17 protein-coding genes are annotated in these 21,037 nt (G+C 44.3%); 14 read left to right on the plus strand and 3 right to left on the minus strand.

Annotation, left to right across the window (positions count from 1 at the left end; all coding sequences use genetic code 11):
- Entirely contained in the window at positions 1-1,419 is a 1,419-nt protein-coding gene (locus FTT70_RS04040) for a phosphate--AMP phosphotransferase (RefSeq protein WP_180168312.1), read from the minus strand.
- A gap of 246 nt (positions 1,420-1,665) precedes the next feature.
- On the opposite strand from FTT70_RS04040, the gene FTT70_RS04045 reads away from it, so the two are divergent.
- The 14 genes from FTT70_RS04045 (at position 1,666) to FTT70_RS04110 (ending at position 17,775) form a co-directional block, all read left to right on the plus strand.
- A complete protein-coding gene (locus tag FTT70_RS04045) occupies positions 1,666-2,370 on the plus strand; it encodes a hypothetical protein (RefSeq protein ID WP_180168313.1) in 705 nt (234 codons plus the stop codon).
- Between the two features lie 168 nt (positions 2,371-2,538).
- Positions 2,539-3,483, plus strand: a complete 945-nt coding sequence (gene ubiE, locus FTT70_RS04050; RefSeq protein WP_004975907.1) for a bifunctional demethylmenaquinone methyltransferase/2-methoxy-6-polyprenyl-1,4-benzoquinol methylase UbiE — start codon at positions 2,539-2,541, stop codon at positions 3,481-3,483.
- Positions 3,484-3,494: 11 nt separating this feature from the next.
- A complete protein-coding gene (locus FTT70_RS04055; RefSeq protein WP_004975904.1) occupies positions 3,495-4,190 on the plus strand; it encodes an SCP2 domain-containing protein in 696 nt (231 codons plus the stop codon).
- Between the two features lie 13 nt (positions 4,191-4,203).
- The gene (locus FTT70_RS04060) at positions 4,204-5,823 is read left to right on the plus strand and encodes an AarF/ABC1/UbiB kinase family protein (protein ID WP_096901336.1); all 1,620 of its coding nucleotides are present in this window, start codon (positions 4,204-4,206) and stop codon (positions 5,821-5,823) included.
- Between the two features lie 207 nt (positions 5,824-6,030).
- On the plus strand, positions 6,031-7,110 hold the full coding sequence (locus tag FTT70_RS04065; protein WP_131261096.1) for a patatin-like phospholipase family protein: 1,080 nt from the start codon (positions 6,031-6,033) through the stop codon (positions 7,108-7,110).
- 126 nt (positions 7,111-7,236) lie between these two features.
- Entirely contained in the window at positions 7,237-8,019 is a 783-nt protein-coding gene (gene hisIE / locus FTT70_RS04070; protein ID WP_004975893.1) for a bifunctional phosphoribosyl-AMP cyclohydrolase/phosphoribosyl-ATP diphosphatase HisIE, read from the plus strand.
- 22 nt (positions 8,020-8,041) lie between these two features.
- The gene (locus tag FTT70_RS04075) at positions 8,042-9,544 is read left to right on the plus strand and encodes a UvrD-helicase domain-containing protein (RefSeq protein ID WP_004975892.1); all 1,503 of its coding nucleotides are present in this window, start codon (positions 8,042-8,044) and stop codon (positions 9,542-9,544) included.
- A gap of 16 nt (positions 9,545-9,560) precedes the next feature.
- Positions 9,561-10,934 carry an AAA family ATPase gene (locus FTT70_RS04080; RefSeq protein ID WP_131261097.1) on the plus strand — a complete coding sequence of 458 codons (1,374 nt, stop codon included), beginning with the start codon at positions 9,561-9,563 and terminating at the stop codon, positions 10,932-10,934.
- Positions 10,935-11,541: 607 nt separating this feature from the next.
- Positions 11,542-14,379: a monovalent cation/H+ antiporter subunit A gene (locus tag FTT70_RS04085; protein WP_096901338.1), complete on the plus strand. Its 2,838-nt coding sequence runs from the start codon at positions 11,542-11,544 to the stop codon at positions 14,377-14,379.
- Between the two features lie 4 nt (positions 14,380-14,383).
- Positions 14,384-14,749, plus strand: coding sequence for a Na+/H+ antiporter subunit C (locus FTT70_RS04090; RefSeq protein ID WP_004975886.1), 366 nt, complete (start codon positions 14,384-14,386; stop codon positions 14,747-14,749).
- Positions 14,749-16,557, plus strand: coding sequence for a monovalent cation/H+ antiporter subunit D (locus FTT70_RS04095; RefSeq protein WP_180168314.1), 1,809 nt, complete (start codon positions 14,749-14,751; stop codon positions 16,555-16,557). The genes FTT70_RS04090 and FTT70_RS04095 overlap by 1 nt, the downstream gene beginning before the upstream one ends.
- Positions 16,558-16,559: 2 nt before the next feature.
- On the plus strand, positions 16,560-17,093 hold the full coding sequence (locus FTT70_RS04100; RefSeq protein WP_004975882.1) for a Na+/H+ antiporter subunit E: 534 nt from the start codon (positions 16,560-16,562) through the stop codon (positions 17,091-17,093).
- A complete protein-coding gene (locus tag FTT70_RS04105) occupies positions 17,090-17,365 on the plus strand; it encodes a monovalent cation/H+ antiporter subunit F (protein ID WP_004975880.1) in 276 nt (91 codons plus the stop codon). The genes FTT70_RS04100 and FTT70_RS04105 overlap by 4 nt, the downstream gene beginning before the upstream one ends.
- Before the next feature lie 11 nt (positions 17,366-17,376).
- Positions 17,377-17,775: a Na+/H+ antiporter subunit G gene (locus tag FTT70_RS04110; protein ID WP_004975877.1), complete on the plus strand. Its 399-nt coding sequence runs from the start codon at positions 17,377-17,379 to the stop codon at positions 17,773-17,775.
- A gap of 122 nt (positions 17,776-17,897) precedes the next feature.
- Here the strand turns inward: FTT70_RS04110 and FTT70_RS04115 are convergent, their stop codons facing one another.
- Complete coding sequence (locus FTT70_RS04115; RefSeq protein ID WP_004975876.1) at positions 17,898-18,302, minus strand: ribosome-binding factor A; 405 nt, start codon at positions 18,300-18,302, stop codon at positions 17,898-17,900.
- Positions 18,302-21,028, minus strand: coding sequence for a translation initiation factor IF-2 (gene infB / locus FTT70_RS04120; protein ID WP_178866000.1), 2,727 nt, complete (start codon positions 21,026-21,028; stop codon positions 18,302-18,304). The genes FTT70_RS04115 and infB overlap by 1 nt, the downstream gene beginning before the upstream one ends.
- Positions 21,029-21,037 lie beyond the last annotated feature (9 nt).

Here is a 21,037-nt window from a genome sequence, read left to right on the forward strand (position 1 = left end):
TTATTCTGCCTTGAGTTGTTTCAAGATGGTTCTTAAAATTTCCAAACGTGCTGCATTTTTGTCATTACTCGGAATGATGTGCCACGGTGCATATTCGGTACTGGTACGTTGCAGCATATCTGCCGCTGCCACCAAATAATCATCCCAACGGCTACGGTTGCGCCAGTCTTCATCTGTAATTTTAAAACGCTTATGTGCGGTTTCCTGACGTGCTTTAAAACGCAGCTCCTGCTCATCTTTACTAATGGCTAACCAAAATTTGATGACGACAGTTTGATGATCATTTAAGTCTTTTTCAAAACGGTTGATTTCGTCATAAGAACGCTGCCATTCCAGTGGGCTAATCAAACCTTCTACACGTTCTACCAATACCCGCCCATACCAAGAACGGTCAAAAATATTGATTTTTTCTTCAGGCAGAATTTTCGTCCAAAAACGCCACAAATAAGGACGACTGATTTCAAAGGCTTCAGGTGCACTAATGGTGTAAATTTCGTATTCACGCGGATCCAGTTTTTTTACAATCCGTTTAATCGCGCCGCCTTTGCCTGCTGCGTCCATTCCTTCAAAAACAATGCTGACATTACGGTTATCTAAACGCAGTGCATCTGCCACTTTTTTCGTGAGTTTCTTTAACTCTGCTTTATAGTCATCCTCATTGACCGATTCAGATACAGGATTAAGCAAAACTTCTGGAATTTCTGCAGCTTGCCAAGTGATGCCCGAACTGGTCGGATGCACAGGACAATGCTCTAAAGCACGTAAAATATGCTGTGCAAATTGTTGATCGCGGATGGTTTCATCTTCGCAATCAATCATAATCCAGTCATCGGTAAAGCGTTGGCGCAGCTTTTGCAAGCTGTCATATTGCTTTTTATTGCGCCAATCCAAGCCGTGCAATTTATGCCAATGCACTTCGCTCGGTTCCATATCATCTAGTCGTTTTTGTAGTGATTTCCACGATAAATCGAACCAGATTTTAATGACATCCACATGGTTATTTTTTAAGTCTTCTTCATAGGCACGCATTTTTTCGACATAGTTATCAAACATGGTGTCATCAATTCGTTTAGACACATGCATGGCTGTGCTTAATAAGTCACTATACCAATTGCCAAACATCACCATAATTTGACCTTCGGCAGGAATAAAACGTGCATAAGGCTGCCAAAGTGTCTGTTTGGGATTAAACGGGTGCGGCGCATCGGCTTTTACCCTTAAATAACGCGGATCGACCCATTCTCTTAATTGTTTAACCGATTCACCCTTACCCGCCAATTCAATGCCGCTCACTAAAATCAGCAAACTTTTGGCATTTTTTTCACCTTTGGTGTTTTTTAAAGCATATTGGGCTTCAATTAGCTCGACTGAAAGTTGTTCTTCTTCCATGAGTTTAAATTCAGTATGTGCTTGTGACATCATCTACCCTATTGTTGTGTTATTTAAGCTCTGCTGATCATTCATCTATATTTACGATATTAGAATGAGCGACAGACTTTGATCAGTATACGAATATCGACCCATTTTTTAACAACTTTTCGCTTATTTTTGTAGATTAATCTCACACACTGACCTTTGCCGTTTGGAATTCTGTGTAATTTGTCATAGCGACGAGATCAAACTCACATTAAGATTTGCCCATTCAACTCAATAATGAGACACCCTATGTCTAAACTTGCTGCTTTAGATGAGCTGTTAGAACTGTATTATCAATTTAAATATCATAAAAATCCTATGCTTTTTCAACGCTTACAAGATGTTCAAGCATGGCAAAAACAGCGTATGCAACGCACCCATGCCACACAGTTTGCCGAAAAGCACAATGTCTTGATGGCCGAATATTTTTTAAACCGCTTATATGGCGGTCCAGATTTTGACGCTTTGGCAGGTCAAATTGCTCGCCTACTGAAATATGCACACAAAGCTGAAAAAATCATCCCTGAAAATGCAATAAAAACAGGGACTTCTGGGGTAAGTCTGGCGATTTTGGCAGTGCAGTTAGATGAACAAGTCGCGATACAATTGCTACAGGACTATTCTGAAAATATGCCTTTAAATGATGAGATGATGCGTCTGACTTATTTAAAGCTCGATCAGGGCGAAGCACGCTTAAAACAATTAAATATGTTGGATGAACTGGGTAAAAACCTAGATAAATATATGCGCTCTTTTGTGGTCTATACCGCTTTTAAAATGTGTAAAGGCGCGGCGCAAAAATACAGTTTTCAAATTATGTATGAGTTTATGCAAGATGGCTTTTTAGCCATGAAACCATTAAAGTCCGCAGAGAAATTTGTGAAGCAATTTACTACCACAGAACGGGAAATTATTGCCAAAGTACATGCAGGTGATTTACATCCATTTTCATAATCCCAATGTGTGAAATAACCAACACTTATTCAGCACACTTACGCTATCTTTGGTTTTTTCTGTATATTATTCATAACAATTGCATGATGATTACTGTACAAGTGCTTAGAATCTGTCATCATGCATACACTGCAGCCTTAAGCCTTTTTATCCTGAGGAGTGACTCCAATGTCGAATGAAAATCAAACGCCTACCGCTACTCCCGAGTCGGCACAACCAACAGACAAAGTGAGTCCATTCTTAACCGAACCTCTACCGCAAGGCGCTCCACAAGGTCAGCAACAATCTTTAGAACAAAAATTAACGGATACACCTGTTACGGGTTCAGTGCCAAAATATAATTTGCCGCGCGGTGCCAACACAGGCAATGTCGGTGCAACCACACACTTCGGCTACCAAACCGTCAGCAGTGAAGATAAAGCCCAGAAAGTCGCAGAAGTCTTCCACTCGGTTGCAAGCAAATACGACATTATGAACGACTTAATGTCATTTGGTATTCACCGCTTATGGAAACGCTTTGCGATTAATATGTCAGGTGTACGTCGTGGTCAGCGCGTACTGGACATTGCAGGCGGTACGGGTGACTTAGCCAAAGTCTTTAGCCGTGAAGTTGGCCCTACAGGTCATGTGGTACTGTCAGATATTAACGAATCTATGCTGAATGTTGGCCGTGACCGTCTAATTGATGCAGGCTGTACCAATGTCGATTTCGTGTTGGCGAATGCCGAAACTTTAGAACCATTTGAAGACAACAGCTTTGACTTACTGACTATTTCATTTGGTTTACGTAACGTGACCGATAAAGATGCAGCTTTGGCAGCGATGTACCGCGTACTCAAGCCGGGTGGTCGTTTATTGATTTTAGAATTTTCAAAACCAGTATTTGAACCGTTCTCAAAACTCTACGATTTATATTCATTCACAGCATTGCCATTGATGGGTAAAATTGTCGCAAACGACTCAGAAAGCTACAAATACTTGGCTGAATCTATTCGTATGCACCCAGATCAACGCACTTTAAAAGGCATGATGGAACAGGCAGGCTTCCAAAACTGTGATTACCACAACCTGACTGGTGGTATTGTTGCCGTTCACCGTGGTTTTAAACTCTAAGGCGTACCGCAATGTGGTCAATTCTCGCCCTTGGTGCAGTTGAGAAACTGATTCATCATGTTATTGATTTGGATGCGATTACTCGCATCCAGCTCAACCAACTACACGGCAAAATGTTGCGTGTGGTGCTCGATTCGCCACAGCTTTCTGTAGATGTCTTTTTTGATGACAACAAAGTTCGTTTAGAACCTACTGCAACAGGTCACAGCGAGCAGCCTTCTATTTTTGAGCAACGCCCGTTTGATCAAGCGCAAAATATCAGCCCCGCAACGACCACTTTGCATGTTAAAAATGTGGTGCAATTGCTCAAACTGTTGCTATCCGATGAAGTGGGCAATATTCCCCTACAAGGTGACTATCATCTTTTACAAGATATTCAGCGCATTATGCAGCAGGCTGAACTAGACTTGGCCGCACATTTAAGCCCTTGGATTGGTCCTGCTTTGGCTCATGAAGTTGGCAAAATTCAGCTTGCACCCAAGCATTTAAAACGCAGTCTACACAGCCATTTGTTCTTTGCTGAAGATGCCCTAAAAGAAGACAGTGGTCTATTTGCCCCACGCTGGCAAATGGATGACTTACAACAAGACACGCGCATTTTTCAACAAAATTTAGACCGCGCCGAAGCCAAAATTCAACAGCTACAAGCGCAGCTTGATGCACAGCCAGATACCGCTTCTGACACCTTAAACTCCACTCAACCCTAGGGAATAAGTCTTTATGATTCCGCACGTTTCACGTTTACTCGAACTTTGGCGCATTGCCGCGCACTATAGACTCGACACGTTGTTTCCTGCGGAAGAACTACCAGAAAAGGCACGTCATGCGCTCAGTTTTATTCGCATGCACCCTGCGGCTTGGTCAAGTAAAGAACGTAAAAACCCGCTGAAGCTCAAAGAAGCTTTAGAAGAAATGGGACCATTGGCAATTAAACTTGGGCAATTGCTGTCTACGCGTCGTGACCTGATTCCGCCTGAAGTTTTACAGCAATTGGTGTTGCTACAAGACCGTGTCAAACCATTCGGTTCTGACGTGGCACAAATGCGAATTCAGCAATCGCTCAAGGCAGACATCAACACCCTGTTTGCCCGTTTTGATGAGCAACCTTTAGCAGCAGCCTCCATTGCGCAAGTCCATACCGCTGCCTTGCATGATGGTCGTGAAGTCGTCGTTAAAGTCACCCGTCCCGATATTCGCCAGCAAATTCTACAAGATTTTGAAATTCTGGAATGGCTCGGTGCAGCACTGGAAAAACGTCTGGAAGCGGCACGCGCTCTACATTTATCTGAAATTATTCAGGACTATCGTCAAATTATTCTCAACGAACTGGATTTGACCTTAGAAGCGGATAACACCCGCCGCATGCGTCACTACTTTACAGGCTCAAGCATGATGTACGTGCCTGAAGTCTATATGGACAGTAAAGATGTGATGGTGGCAGAGCGCATTACAGGTGTGCCAATTTCCGACACGGCAACCTTTGATCGTTTGGGGATGAATCGTGCCGATTTGGCAGAAAAAGGCCTCACGATTTTCTTTACCCAAGTGTTCCGTGACAACTTTTTCCATGCCGATATGCATCCTGGCAACGTCTTTGTGGAAACCATCAATCCGAATAATCCGCGTTTTATTGCGCTAGATTGTGCGATTATGGGCGAGCTGTCCAAGCATGACCAAATGACCGTAGCACGTATGTTGCTGGCGGTGATGAACAGCAACTTTATGCAGCTGATTCAAGTGGTACACCAAGCTGGCTGGATTCCACCGGGCACAGATCAAGATGCTCTCGCCCGTGAAATGCGCCGTACTGTCGGGCCAATGGTGTCTAAACCGATGCACGAATTGGACTTTGCAGGCATTCTGATTCAGGTCATGGATATTGCACGTCGTTTCCATTTGGAAATTCCACCGCAATTGATGCTACTCCTGAAAACATTGGTGCATGTTGAAGGCTTGGGCACAGACTTATATCCAGAACTGGATATCTGGAAACTGGCAAAACCAATTTTAACGGATTGGATTAAAGCCAATATGAATCCAGTCAAAAATGTCAAAGAAATTGGGCAGCAAATTCCCGACCTGTTACTGGGTGCGCAAGACTTACCAAGTTTAATGATTGACAGTTTAAATGGTTTAAAAAACCAATCGGCTTGGCATTCCAAACAATTGCATGAATTACAAAGCATGCGTCTACAAATGGAACATCAGCAAAAACGCAGCTGGATTTTTGGCAGCATTATGGCCATTTTCCTCTCCATTGCGATTATTGCACCGTGGTATGTCTCTATTGTTTTAATCGCGTTGGCAAGTTTCTTGGCGATTTGGCGTATAGCTAAATAAAGCCACATTGCTTGATAACAAACTGATTAGACGATAAAAAAATTAGAAAGCCTGTTTTAAAGCAGGCTTTTTTATCACGCTGATTTTCTCTAACTCATCCTAAAAACTACCGCATGACTCATCAGTCACCAAATGATGCCTCTCGCCATTGTTGCAAAAATCACCACGCCTACAATTAATGCACATTTGTAGCGTTATAGATCAAGCATGACTCAGCTTTTGCATAAACGTGCCCCTGCACTCAGTATTCGCGCAGGACATCTGGCACGCCAACTGATTGAACAAGAAGGCTTACATGCCCAACACGTCGATATTATTCCAGGTGCAGCAGGCGGCCCCAAAGGTATTGGCATTCAAGGCTTAGACCAAGCTATTTTTGGCGAGTTTTTTGCCCAAGCCCCAAAGCGTCGTACTGTGGTCGGTTCTTCAATTGGCAGTTGGCGCTTTGCCAGTATTTTGGCGTGGGGCGCAAAACAAGGCACTGAACGCCTGTCCGATTTATATACCAACTTGTATTTTCATAAAAAAATGTCGCGCCAAGAAGTCGCTGAGATTTGTCAAAATATGCTGTTTGAACTGATTCAGGGACAGCAACAACAACTGATTCAGCATCCTGACTATCACCTCACGGTCATTTCCGTCAAAGCTCAACATATTTTCCAAAGTGACCAAGCCTTGCCTTTGCTAGCATCTGTGGCTGGAATTATTGGTAGCAATGCCATTGCGCGCAAACATAACCGCTTATTTATGCAACGCGTCATCAGCCAACCTGCGCAAGGTCAGCAGTTTATGGTAGAGGATGATTTTGTCACCCATTACCAAGCCCTGAATGAGCAGAATGTCGCACCGTGGCTGCTCGCCTCAGCGTCTATTCCCGGGGTGATGTCTGCTATTCGTGACATTCCTGATGCGCCCGTGGGCAGTTATCGGGATGGTGGCTTAATTGACTACCATCTAGATTTACCTTACCAAAGTCAGGGCATTGTGCTGTACCCACACTTTACCGACAGCATTACCCCTGGCTGGTTTGATAAAATGTTGAAGCATCGTAAAGCCAATCCTGAAAATCAGGCCCGGACACTCTTGCTATCACCTTCGGCAGAATATTTAAGCAGCTTGCCTTTAGGCCGTTTGCCCGATCGTAAAGACTTCACCTTAAAAGGTTTAGATCAGGCACAGCGCATTCGCTTATGGAAACAATCGGTGGCAGAAAGTCAGCGTTTGGGCGATGAATTTCTGGAAATGGTGGAAAAACAAAACTTCCCTCAATTTATGCAAACGCTTTGACAGTACAAATCTGGCAAGATAATTTAGGTAAATTGTCTTGAATCACGTACACTATAGGGACGATGCAAAATCGTGCGCTCAGAAAATAGCGTCCATACAATTTAAATTAATTTTGGTGAACAACTCATGAATAACTTGCAATGGCTCGATGAAGTAAAATTTAACGAACAAGGATTAGTGCCTGCCATTGCACAGCATCATCAAACAGGACGTGTGTTGATGGTGGCGTGGATGAACCGTGAAGCCTTGGCACTGACTGCCGAAAAAAATCAGGCGGTGTATTTTTCACGTTCACGCAATAAATTGTGGCACAAGGGTGAAGAATCTGGACACTTTCAAACTGTGCACGAGATTCGTCTGGACTGCGATGCCGATGTGATTATCCTGCAAATTGAACAACATGGTGGAATTGCTTGCCACACAGGGCGTGAATCTTGTTTCTATCGCAAACTCACCGCCAATGGTTGGGAAATTGTAGATGCACAGCTGAAAGACCCGAATCAAATTTATGGTGAACAAGCCGCCAATGCTCACACCTTAGCCATGAGCCAATCAAAGGCACAAGCTGAACAGGTTGAAGTTTTGGCTTATTTAGGGCAAATGATGAGCGAGCGCAAAACCGCTAATCCTGACTCATCTTATGTAGCCAAGCTATACCATAAAGGCTTGAATAAAATTTTGGAAAAAGTCGGTGAAGAAACCGTGGAAGCAATTATTGCCGCCAAAGATTTCAACACCGAAGCCAATGCCAACAACAAAAATGACCTGATTTATGAAGTGGCCGATTTATGGTTCCACAGCATTGTCATGTTGGGTTATTTCGATATTGAACCGCAAGTGGTACTGAATGAATTGGCTCGTCGTCAAGGTTTATCAGGCTTGGTTGAAAAAGCCAACCGTAGCCATTAACGCGAAAAGCCAACCCTGATCTGTGTCTGTAATCACCAAGCCTCGCCCGACCTATGAGCAAGCCACTGCTATAGATAATGCACGTCTGGGCAAATCTTTTAAAGTGATTGCCTATGCAGGTACAGGTAAAACCACGACCTTACAAATGATCAGTGATGCCATGCCAGAACGGCGTGGCATGTACTTGGCATTTAACAAAGCCATTGCCGCAGAAGCACAAAGTAAATTTCATCGTCAGGTCGATTGTCGTACATTTCACTCGCTTGCATATCGCAGCGTTCCACGTGGAGTCACCGACAAATTACGCCTACCCCGTTTAAGTCCAAGTTTTATTGCCAAAGAGTATCGTTTAGAACCGATTACCCTTAGACGTATGATGGGCGGACGCTATGAAAAATATGTGTTGATGCCAAGTCGTTTAGCCAGTTTGGTGGCCAATGCCGTGAGTCATTTCTGCTCGACCAGTTCGCAATACCCTGCCCCACGACATTTACAAGCACCCAGTTGGTTGCATCCAGATGACATCGACACCTTACAAAAGCATCTTTATCCTGCGGTAGAACGACGCTGGTTGGAGTCAATTGACCCGAATCATCAGGCAGGCATTGGACACGATATTTATCTGAAACTTTGGGCCTTGTCTGAACCCAACATTCCTGCCGATTATGTGCTGTTTGACGAAGCTCAAGATGCCGACCCGCTCATGCTGGGCATTTTACTCAAGCAACGTAATACTCAAGTGATTTATGTGGGCGATGCGCATCAGCAAATCTATGCTTGGCGTGGTGCAATCAATGCCATGCAGCAATTACCTTTGCCTGAATCACGACTGACCACATCGTTCCGTTTTGGTGAAGAAATTGCCCTGACCGCCAATGCCATTTTAGGTGGGCTGAATGAAACCGTGCCACTCTTGGGCAATCCAGAATTACATTCCAAAGTGGTCAACAAACCGCATACCAAAATGCGTGATGCGATTTTATGCCGTACCAACGCCCGTGCCATGGAACTGCTACTGGCAGGTTTAGTGCATGGCGATAAAGTCAGTCTGCAAGCCGACCATGTGCGCTTAAACCGTTTTGTGGATGCTGCCGCGATGCTCAAACAAGGCAAACGTGTGACCGACGTTCCGGAACTGGCATGGTTTAACTCTTGGCATGATGTACATGAATATTGTGAAACCAACGATGGCAGCGACATTAAACCTTTGGTCAAACTGGTGGATGATCATGGTACTAATCCACTCAAACGGGCGTTGGCAAAAATCACCCCAATTGACCAAGCCGACTATATTATTTCGACAGCGCATAAAGCCAAAGGTTTAGAATGGAATCGGGTACATATTGAAGACGACTACCAATTTAAACTGAACGACAAAGAGCATAAAATTAGCGATGAAGAATTAAGATTACTGTATGTGGCATGCACACGTGCTAAAGTCAGTTTAAATATTCATCATATTTACGATTTGGTACAACAACTGAAAATAAAAATGCCGACATCGTTACGCAAAGCGGTGGGGTAATTGCAGCAGGTGCGCTATGAAAATTACATCGGTTCATTTCAGACACATCACCCATTTTGCAGACCTAAAACTCGAACTCAATTATCACGATCTTCCCATCACCCTTATTTTAGGAGACCAAAGTGCGGGGAAGACTTCGCTATTACGCTTTAGTTATCAGGCACTAACCTGGTTTGCTGCACGTTATAAAGATTTACGCACTGCGGGCTTGGTCATGCAAGATCAAGATATTATGCAAACGCGCTTACAAGCAAAAATTGATGTGTGTGTGGAGATTCCAGCAGAAATAGGCAGTTTGGCAGAATCAAGCAACACGCAAATTGAAAGCACCCAACATTGTGACTGGCAATTATATAAAACCCTGAATAGTAGCGGCGTAGGAGTAAGCAAAGCAGAAACCGCCAAGCTTGAAAAAATGGTGCAGCTCTATCAACACGCCATTAAACATGACCCGATGCAAGGTCTACCGCTGATTGCCTACTACCCTGCAGAACGCTTCGTGAATGAAGTTAATTTACTCAATAAAAATAATCCGCTGATTTTACAACCTGGACATGCCTACGAAATTGCTGCGATTCCATTCACGACATTTACTCGTTTTTTTGAATGGTTGCGGGAAATTTCCGATATTGAAAATGCCCAAAGTGCGCAGCTTTTACACAAGCTATATCAGCAACAACAAAGCGAACTCGCACAAACCCTGAATCAGTCCTTATTGCATGCCTATACCCAAATGCATGCACCGAGTTTACAAGCACTGAAAGATGCCTTACAAATCGTGCTGCCTGAAATTGAAGACCTATATCTACAACATCTGCCTAAATTACAACTCATGGTGCGCTGTCAGGGCAAAGATATGCTGTATCAGCAATTGTCGAACAGTCAGCGCAACTGGATTGCTCTGGTAGGCGATATTGTACGTCGCCTCTGTTTGCTAAACCCAAACAGTTTGTATCCGTGTCGCGAGGGAGATGGTATTTTGTTGATTGACCAGATTGATCATCAGCTCGATCAACAACAGGCCGCACAAATACTGACCCGTTTACATCAAGCTTTTCCGCGCTTACAAATTATTGCCACAGGCAACCGCAGCGAACTTTTGGAACAAGCGGAACGCTTTCAATGTTTAAAACTGGAACATCAACAGCTGCATCCCATCGCATGGCAAAGTTTACAACCGCAGTTTGCAGAAATTTATGCTGATGTGCTAGAAACCACTCACACGACAGAAGACGTCAGCCTACAAGAACAAAACCCAACACAATTAGGCACGGCTGAAATTTTGCAGCAGATTCAAAACCATTTAACTGCCGAACAAAAACAGGAATTGCTGCAACGCTTACAGCAATTGGATAGTGAGCCAACACCTGATCAATTGCCTGAATCTTAATTGCCGAAGTCTTTCAAGGCATACTTGGCCAAAAAGCAAGGAAATACTTTATCCCGCATATAACAGACGGTATATAATGACTTTGCTGTATGCAAAAAAAATTGATGTTGTTTTATTCATGTAATAAAATCAGATTAATTTTGAACTTTTATAGTAAAATCCGATTTTGCTGTAGTTTTTAAAGTTGCGCAATACAACTTTTTTTATACCTTGAATAGTGTCTATTGACCTTTCAAACACGGTGAATGCTGTAAAAATGCAGCAGATGCAGATCAACTTCATCCATAGTTCAACTAGGTTGTAGATTGACGCATCTAAATATTTTTAACACAGCTTTAACCAAACCAAGCACAACCTTATTCGCTGCATCGTCAGCGAAAGATCAGCATATTTTTTGCTGCTTGAGCCGCCTAGCCATGTAAAATTATTTTTGCATGATCTTGTTTTGAGTTTAAGTTGCGACAATACGCTCATCAAAACAATAGACTACGTGTTTACTGACACGACTGATTGGCTTTCAAGATTGAATCTTTTGGATGGTGTGTTGCTGTCCTGTAATCCTTGGAAGATAAGATTCATCCTTTAGGTTTTCAACCTATTCACGACAATGGATATGAGTGTGCTACCGATTATTATATTGTTACCGTTAGTACTGGGCACAACCCTTGTCTCGTGGCTGAAACAATTTTCACGCGGGGTAACGGCTTTAGGGGCGATTGGCGTCAGTCTGAGCAGTCTTATTCTGCTCCTGACTCAAGCAAAAGCAGTCTTTAATGGCGAAACGATCATTCAAACATGGTCTTGGCTGCCACAGTTGGGGATTGATTTAAGCTTTCGTCTAGATGCGCTTGGTTTATTATTCTCCTTGCTGATCACGGGGATCGGCACACTCATTTTTATTTATGCCTATTATTATTTAAGTCCACAAAACTCGCTCAGTAAACTCTATGTTCTCCTCATGCTGTTTATGGCTGCCATGTTGGGAATTTCGCTCTCCAATAACCTGATTTTGTTGCTGACTTTTTGGGAACTGACCAGTATTTCCTCTTTCTTATTGGTGGGTTATTGGAGCAATTACGAGGCAGCACAACGCGGCTCACGTATGGCACTGACCATTACAGGCATGGGCGGACTCGCCATGCTCGGTGGTTTTGTGTTATTGGCGCAAATCACAGGCACCTATCAAATTGACCAAATCTTAATGATGACTGAACAAATTCAAAGTCATCATTTATTTGTACCAACTTTATTGCTGATTTTATTGGGTGCATTTACCAAAAGTGCGCAATTTCCGTTTCACTTCTGGCTACCCAATGCCATGGCTGCACCCACGCCTGTTTCTGCCTATCTACATTCGGCAACGATGGTCAAAGCAGGGATTTTCTTGCTGGCGCGCTTATTGCCAATTTTTGCAGGCGCAGCGTTATATCACAACCTAGTCACCTTTATTGGTCTATTTACCCTGTGTATGGCAGCATTCTTTGCCATTTTCAAAGAAGATTTAAAAGGCTTATTGGCGTATTCCACCATCAGTCATTTAGGTCTGATCATGTGCTTACTCGGCATTGGTTCACCGTTAGCAGTAGCTGCTGCAATTTTCCACATCATCAACCACGCCACCTTTAAAGCGGCCCTGTTTATGATTGCAGGAATTATCGACCACGAATCAGGCACACGTGATTTACGCAAACTTAGTGGCTTATGGCAACTATTACCCTTTACCGCCACCCTCACTATGATTACCGCGGCCTCTATGGCTGGCGTACCGTTGACCAACGGCTTTTTGTCCAAAGAAATGTTCTTCACTGAACTGGTAGCAAACTTATCTGGCCCTGTACTGTTGGTTTCTGCAATTGTTGCGACACTGGCGGGTATTTTTGCAGTGGCCTATTCAATACGTTTGGTACACGGCGTTTTCTTTGATGGTCCAATTGGTAAAGATGTCCCAAACAAAGAAGCTCACGAACCTCCGTTTGGCATGCGTGCACCCGCAACTTTATTGGCTGTTTTATGTATTTTAGTCGGCTTGATGCCTGCCTTATTGGTCGAGCATATTGTCAATAGCACGACTCGTGCCAGTACCCAACTGTCGCAGTTTGAAGGCACACATCTGGCAATTTGGCATGGCTTTAATCTTCCCCTGCTGATGAGTGTTATTGCACTGCTTGGCGGGATCATTTTCTATTTCTCGCTCGCCAAAGGTGGAAAAATCCGTGAAATTGACCTCGACCCACATTTAGGTCAATTCCAAGGCAAACTGCTGTTTGAATTATTCTTAAAACATTTGCTACAAGTTTCACGCAAAATCAAACGTAAAACCGAAAATGGTTCACTGCAAAGCTATTTGGTGTGGATCATTGCTTTTACGGTATTCATGGTCGCGCTACCATTATTCAATCAGGGATTAACAACTGGCACACGTGAACTCACACATGCGCCTATGATTGCCATTGTTTTATGGTTATTGCTGTTCTCTGCCTGCTGGATGATGCTGTGGTTCCACCATGAGCGCATCAAAGCTGTCTTAATCAGCGGTGCAGTTGGCTTGGTCGTCACCATGATGTTTGTCGGACTGTCTGCTCCCGACTTGGCACAAACTCAAATCACGGTTGATGTCGTCACCACTGTTTTATTGCTGATGAGTCTATCGCTGCTCCCACAATTGACCCCGTATGAATCTAGCCGTTCACGTCGTTGGCGAGATGCCTTCATTGCGATTGGTGGCGGCATTGGTATCGGCTGGATTGCGTGGCTGGTTATGACTCGCGACCACAATTCAATTTCATGGTTCTTTAATCAGCAATCCATTCCACTCGGTGGCGGAACCAACGTGGTCAACGTCATTTTGGTGGACTTCCGTGGTTTCGATACCTTTGGTGAAATTACCGTCTTGGGCATTGCTGCGATTGGTACGCTGTGTTTAATGGATGGTATGCGTGCGCACGGCACTATCATGACCCAAGGTTTAACCTATCGCTTTAATCCTTCACCGTTGATGCTGCGGATTACCGCCTCATGGATTTTACCTATCGCCCTTGTGGTCAGCCTGTATATTTTCTTGCGCGGTCATAACTTACCAGGCGGTGGCTTTATTGCGGGCTTAATTACCGCAATGGCGTTGATCATCCAATACATTGCGCTTGGTCAAGACCACACCGAACAAATGCTCAAAGCTAAATCTGGACGTTTATACGAAATCTGGATTGGCGTGGGTTTAAGTATTGCAGGTCTGACAGGACTTGCCGCATGGTTCTGGGGACGTCCATTCCTCACCAGCGCACATATTTATGTCAATCCTCCGATTATTGGTGAAATGCACCTCGCTTCGGCTGCCTTATTTGATGTAGGCGTGTATGTCACGGTGGTTGGTGCGGTAATGTTGATGATTTCTGTCTTGGGCGACTCACGTCACTCAGGCATGTCTGGCCCACTTCCAAAGGAGTAATGCAATGATTAGTATTGAGTTTTTAATTGCGTCTGCCATTGGAATGTTAGTCGCGACAGGAATCTATTTAATTTTACGTGCCCGTACCTTTCCTGTGGTTTTGGGCTTGGCGATGATTGGTTATGCCGTCAATATTTTCTTATTCAGCATGGGGCGTATTCAGCTCAATGCACCTGCAATTTTGACTGAAGCTTCAAAAGTCACCGACCCATTACCACAAGCCTTGGTATTAACCGCAATTGTGATTGGTTTTGCCACCACCGCATTTATTGTGCAATTGGCGCTGCGTAGCCGTTATGAAACAGGGACAGACCACGTCGATGCCAAAGAAGAACATCCACTGCTTGACCCACGTGAGGATGAGCCATAATGACTGATTTCCTCCAATTTTGGCTACAGCATTCACCTATTTTTAGCATCCTGATTCCAACCTTTACCGCATTTATTTTAGTGCTATTAGGCAATCCGGGCTTTGGTTCACTCTCACATGACTGGCGTCAGCCATGGCGTCGTGGCATTAGCTATCTTTCTGCCACACTCGGTTTAGTCACTGCAATTAGCTATTTAATTCAAGTCAGCAGTGGGCAAATTATTATTTATAATTTGAGCGAATGGGCCGCCCCGTTTGGCATTATTTTAGTGCTAGATCAACTGTCTGCCCTCATGTTGGTACTGACTTATTCACTTGCCTTGCCATTACTGTGGTTTTCCAGCAAAAAATGGGATGAACGTGGTCGCTATTTTCATACCATGGTGCATTTCCTACTCATGGGACTTTGCGGTGCATTCCTCACAGGCGACTTATTTAACCTGTTCGTATTTTTTGAAATCTTGTTGCTCGCCTCGTATGTGTTGTTATTGCACGGTCAAGGCAAAGCACGTTTTCAACTCGGGATTCATTACGTCACCATCAACCTGTTGGCCTCTGCCCTGTTCCTAATTGGTTTGGGGATGATTTACGGCAGTGTCGGCAGTTTAAACATGACCGATGTGGCACGTCTTATTCCGCTACTCGATGCTGATGCACATAAAATTGCGGTGGCAGGTGGCTTACTGCTATTTGTGGTATTTGGTATTAAAGCCGCTATGCTTCCTGTCGGTTTCTGGCTTCCTAAAACCTATGCCGTGGCGACAACCCCTGTGGCAGCCTTATTCACCATCATGACCAAAGTGGGTGTGTATGCCATTTTGCGGGTTAATGGAACCATATTTGATGATGCACTGAGCCATAAAATCCTACAAGACTGGTTGCTGCCGATTGGTCTAATTACCTCACTGTATGGGGTCATTGGCGCAATTGGTGCAGAGCGCTTACGTCGTTTTGTCGGTTTTATGGTGCTGTCTTCGATTGGTACGATCCTGATCGCCATTTCGATGCTGAACACACAGGCATGGTCAGCCGCACTGTATTACTTAGTACACAGTACCTTAATTGCAGCGGCTTTCTATTTGCTGTGTGGCTGGATTACCTCACAACGTGGCGCATTTAAAGATCACTTCAATATTGCCCCGCAAATGAAGCAACACAAAGTACTGGCAATCACATACTTCATGATCGCCTTAATGATGGCAGGTTTGCCACCGTTTAGTGGCTTTTTGGGCAAGGTCTTTATTTTGCAAGCCACCGCCAATATGGCACATCAAGGCTGGATTATTGGCATTATTCTCTTGGTCAGCTTGCTGAGTATTATTGCATTCACCCGTGTCGGCTTTATTTTATTTTGGCGCGCGACCAAACCTGAAGATGATGCGCAAACTGAAGCCTATTATGAATATCAGGCACTACCTGCGATTGCACCGCCCCGTAATGACCGTGTCATTTATTTTCTCCTAACGGGTTTAGTGCTGTACGTGGTATTTGCCAATCCAATTCAACAATATATGCTGAATACTGCACAGCAGATTCAACATAATGCGGCCTATGAAGCACTGATTCTGAAAAAAGACCGTGCTGCAAATGTGATTAGCGTACAACCTTATGATCCATTGTACTTACCTGAAACCAAGTACGGTGGCGAAGCAATTGACACCAATGCACATTTAATTCCCTATGTGATTGATCCAAACACCTTGGAAGGCGAGCATATTTCTGACTATAAACAACGTCAGATTCAACAGCAAAATCGTGAGGAAGCACAGCAACCTAGCGATACTCAACTCAAACCTGCGGAGCCCTAAACATGCAAAAAACGAGACCAAAAACTTCGTTTTGGGATAACCTGCTGCCACACCCGTTTGTATCTGTCTTGGTGGCACTGAGTTGGCTGATGTTGGCGCATAGTGTTTCTGCAGGGAATCTGTTGATGGCACTGGTCTTGGCGCTCTTGATTCCCAAACTGATCCAGCCCTTTATTGCGCGTACACCAGACATCAACTGGACTGCAGCCATTCGCTTATTCTTCGTGGTGGTCTGGGATATTATGATTTGTAATATTCGTGTCGCAAAACTGGTACTTGGCCCAACAGACCGTATGCAGCCAAAATGGTTCCGTGTCCCTCTCGAAACACAACACGAACAGGTCAACAGTATTTTGGCGATGATCATTACCACCACACCAGGCACGGTTACAGCAGGTATTGACCAAGACCGTGGCGATATTTTGGTGCATGCCTTAAACACTGCAGATGAAAGTGTAGATATTCAAGACATCAAAAATCGTTATGAAAAACCGCTGATTGAAATTTTTGGTGCACAGTCAGGAGAAAAGCAATGATGATTCTGCCTTATGCACTTGGAATCTGCATGGTTGCGATTACGCTGTCCATGTTTATGTGCCTATATCGCCTGATTATTGGCCCTTCAATTGTAGACCGCCTGTTGGCCTTGGATACCTTGTTTTTAAATGCGACCTGCTTGGTGGTGGTTCTGGGTATCTATTGGACCAGTACCTCATTATTTGAAGGTGCGTTATTGGTAGCGATGCTAGGCTTTGTGTCTACTGCAGCACTGGCGCGTTACTTCACCAGTGGTCATGTGATTGATTAAGGAGAATGAACATGCAATTACTCATGGAAATTTTAGTGTCATTCTTTTTAATTATTGGCGCATTTTTCATGTTGGTGGGCGGCATTGGCATGGTTCGCCTACCCGACTTATTTATGCGACTGCATGCCCCTACAAAATCCAGCACTTTAGGACTAGGCAGTTTCTTAATTGCAGCCATTATTTATGCGGCATTTGAAGGACGATTTGGCTTTGCAGAAGTATTAATCACCCTATTTGCGTTTATTACCGCGCCTGTTTCTGCCAATTTAATGGCACAGGCAGCACTGCATTTACGTTTACGTTCGATGAGTGGCAATGTGCCTGAAACCTTAGACCGTCCATTACCGTGGCAACGCCAACGTCGTAATTTACGTCGTTATGAAAAAAAGTCCCATGATGATTTGGTCTAGAATATTAGTCAGGCATTAAAGAAAAGCATCGTATCGGATATAACCTTGCTTACATTGCAAAAGCTCAAACATGATAGACAAAAAAATGCCACCCGAAGGTGGCATTTTTTATCATCACTGATTTATTCTTCATCTTGCTTAGGTGCTGCAGGAGGTAAATCTTTTACCGCTTCTGCAATCAAACCAAACATATAGTTACCATAGGCATTGGTTTTATCGTAGTGAAAACGCAAACGCGGGGTAATACGTGTCTTAATACGACGGCTTAACTCATGGCGCAAGAAGCCTGATGCTTTATTCAACACATCCAAGGTTTCTTTATTTGCCGTTTCGCTTTGCTCATCGCCTAATTCACGTCCCATGACGGTCACGTACACTTCCGCATATCCTAAGTCTGGGCTCACCTTCACTGCAGAGATGGTCACAAGACCACCTAAGCGTGGATCTTTCAGCTCTTGGCGAATCAGTTCTGACAGCTCACGCTGTACTGTATCCGCCATACGCTTCAGACGTTGACTACCCGCCATTAAAGACTCCGTTTAATCAATTGAACATCGTACACTTCAATCTTATCAAGTGGTTTGATGTCTTTATAGCCTTTTACTGCAAGACCACATTCCATACCTGCGCGAACTTCTTCCACCACGTCTTTATAACGACGAAGTGACTCAAGCTCACCTTGGAATACCACCACATCATCACGTAATACGCGAATTGGTTTGTTACGGTGAAGTACGCCTTCAAGTACCATACAACCTGCAGCTGCACCGAACTTACTTGAGTGGAACACTTCACGCACTTCTGCAACACCCAAAATAGTTTCACGGTGTTCAGGTGCAAGCTTACCGCTCATCGCATCTTTCACATCATCAATTAATTGATAGATGATGCTGTAGTAACGAATGTCAATACCATCGGCATCGGCTTTTTGACGCGCAGTATTGTCAGCACGTACGTTAAAGCCCAGTAATACAGCTTCTGAAGATTCTGCAAGCGTAACGTCAGACTCAGTGATCGCACCTACGCCTGAACCAATCACACGTACACGTACTTCATCGGTAGACAACTCGCCCAATGCAACAATCAAGGCTTCCAAAGTACCTCGTACATCGGTCTTCAATACCACATTGACAAATGGAACGTCTTTTTTGCCCATTGATGCCATGATGTTTTCAAGACGCATTGCGCTTTGACGCTCAAGACGTTTTTGACGCTCACGATCCATACGCGCATCGGCAACTTCACGTGCTTTCTTCTCGTCATTTACAACAAGAACTTCGTCACCTGCCATTGGCGCTTCAGGTAAACCTAAAATTTCAACTGGAATTGAAGGACCTGCAGATTTAATACGCTTACCGTTTTCATCAGTCATGGCACGTACGCGACCATAAGATGAACCTGCAAGTACCAAGTCACCTACATTCAAAGTACCGTTTTGTACCAGAATTGACGTCACTGCACCGCGACCTTTATCTACACGCGCTTCAATCACCACACCTTGCGCTGCACCTTCTTCAGATGCTTTCAATTCCATCATTTCTGCTTGAATTGAAATTAAGTCAAGAAGTTCATCAATACCTTGACCTGAATGCGCCGAAACCATTGCAACAGGTACGTCACCGCCCCATTGTTCAGGTACGATTTCTTTGGTGGTCAATTCATTCAATACGCGGTCTGGATCAGCCGATTCTTTGTCCATTTTGTTAATGGCAACAATAATTGGCGTACCCGCTGCACGCGCATGGTCAATGGCTTCTGCAGTTTGTGGCATCACACCATCATCTGCCGCAACGACCAATACCACGATATCTGTCGCTTTCGCACCACGTGAACGCATTGCAGTAAACGCTGCGTGTCCCGGTGTATCTAAGAAGGTGATAATGCCTTTATCGGTTTGTACGTGGTATGCACCAATGTGCTGGGTAATACCACCCGCTTCGCCTGCAGCCACTTTGGCACGACGAATACGGTCAAGTAATGATGTCTTACCATGGTCAACGTGACCCATGATGGTCACCACTGGTGGACGTGTCGTTTGAACACCACGTGCCTCTTCAGCAGCTTCAAGTAAGTTATCTTCAGCTTGCGTATCAGATACTAGAACTGGGTTGTGGCCCATTTCCTCAACTACAAGTGCTGCAACTTCTTGCTCAATCGCTTGGTTTTGCGTAACTAACTCACCCATTTTCATGAGTGATTTAATAACTTCGCGTACTTTAACTGCCATTTTTGCAGCCAAGTCCGCAACCACAATCGTTGCACCAATTTCAACATCATAAACTTGTTTTTTAACTGGTTTTTCAAAGCCGTGCTTGTTGGCTTGGCTCGTTTTCAAACCGCGTTTATGTGAGTTTTGGCTGAAAGACTGTTCTTCCTGACCACGACGACCACCTTTTTTCGGTGAACGTGTATTGGTGGTGCTGGTACCACGCTTGATTTCACGGTCTTCTTTGGCAAATGAATCTTCATAAGCCTGACCCACAAGACCAGCCGCCAATGGAGAATCATCTACCACGCGAATAGTAGCTGTTGCATCTTCATTTGAGTATTTAGATGCCATCTGACGCATTTGCTCAAGCGTACGTTGCTGCGCTTCTTCAGCCGCTTTACGACGTGCTGCTTCTTCAGTCGCTTTCAACTGAGCTGCTTGCGCTTCACGTGCTTTCTTTTGCTCAGGCGTTTCAGTGACCTTCACTGCTTGCTTCACAATTGGCTTGTTGGTTGACTTACGTTTCACCACAACCGCAGCTTTCGCAACTTCTTGCTTGGCTGTTTCTTGCTTCGCTGCTGCACGCATTGCATCTAAAGCTTGTTTCGCTTTTGCGGCACCTGCTTGAGGCGCGTCTGCTTTCGCTTTGCTCTTTTCTGCCACGTCACGTGCTTGCTGTTCTGCTTGCGCTTTTTCAGCTGCTTCCGCCTGTGCTTTTGCCAGTGCTTCCGCTTTAATCTGTTCAGGATCTGGCTTTACAAATGTATGCTTCTTGCGAACTTCTACATTAATCGTTTTCGCTTTGCCCGAAGTACTTGCCACTTTAGCGGTACTGGTGGTTTTACGTTTCAACGTGATTTGTCCTGCTTTACCCTCTTGACCGTGAACCTTTTTTAAATGGTTCACTAGGGTACTTTGTTGTTCCGTGGAAATAATATCGTCAGCGTTACGCTGTGGTAAACCTGCGTCACGAACCTGTTCCAGGAGTTTCTCAACTGGACGACCTACACTGAGCGCTAACTCTTTAATCGACTTGTCCGTCATATATTACCT

This window comes from Acinetobacter sp. YH01003, assembly GCF_013420525.1.
GTDB classification, from domain to species: domain Bacteria; phylum Pseudomonadota; class Gammaproteobacteria; order Pseudomonadales; family Moraxellaceae; genus Acinetobacter; species Acinetobacter towneri.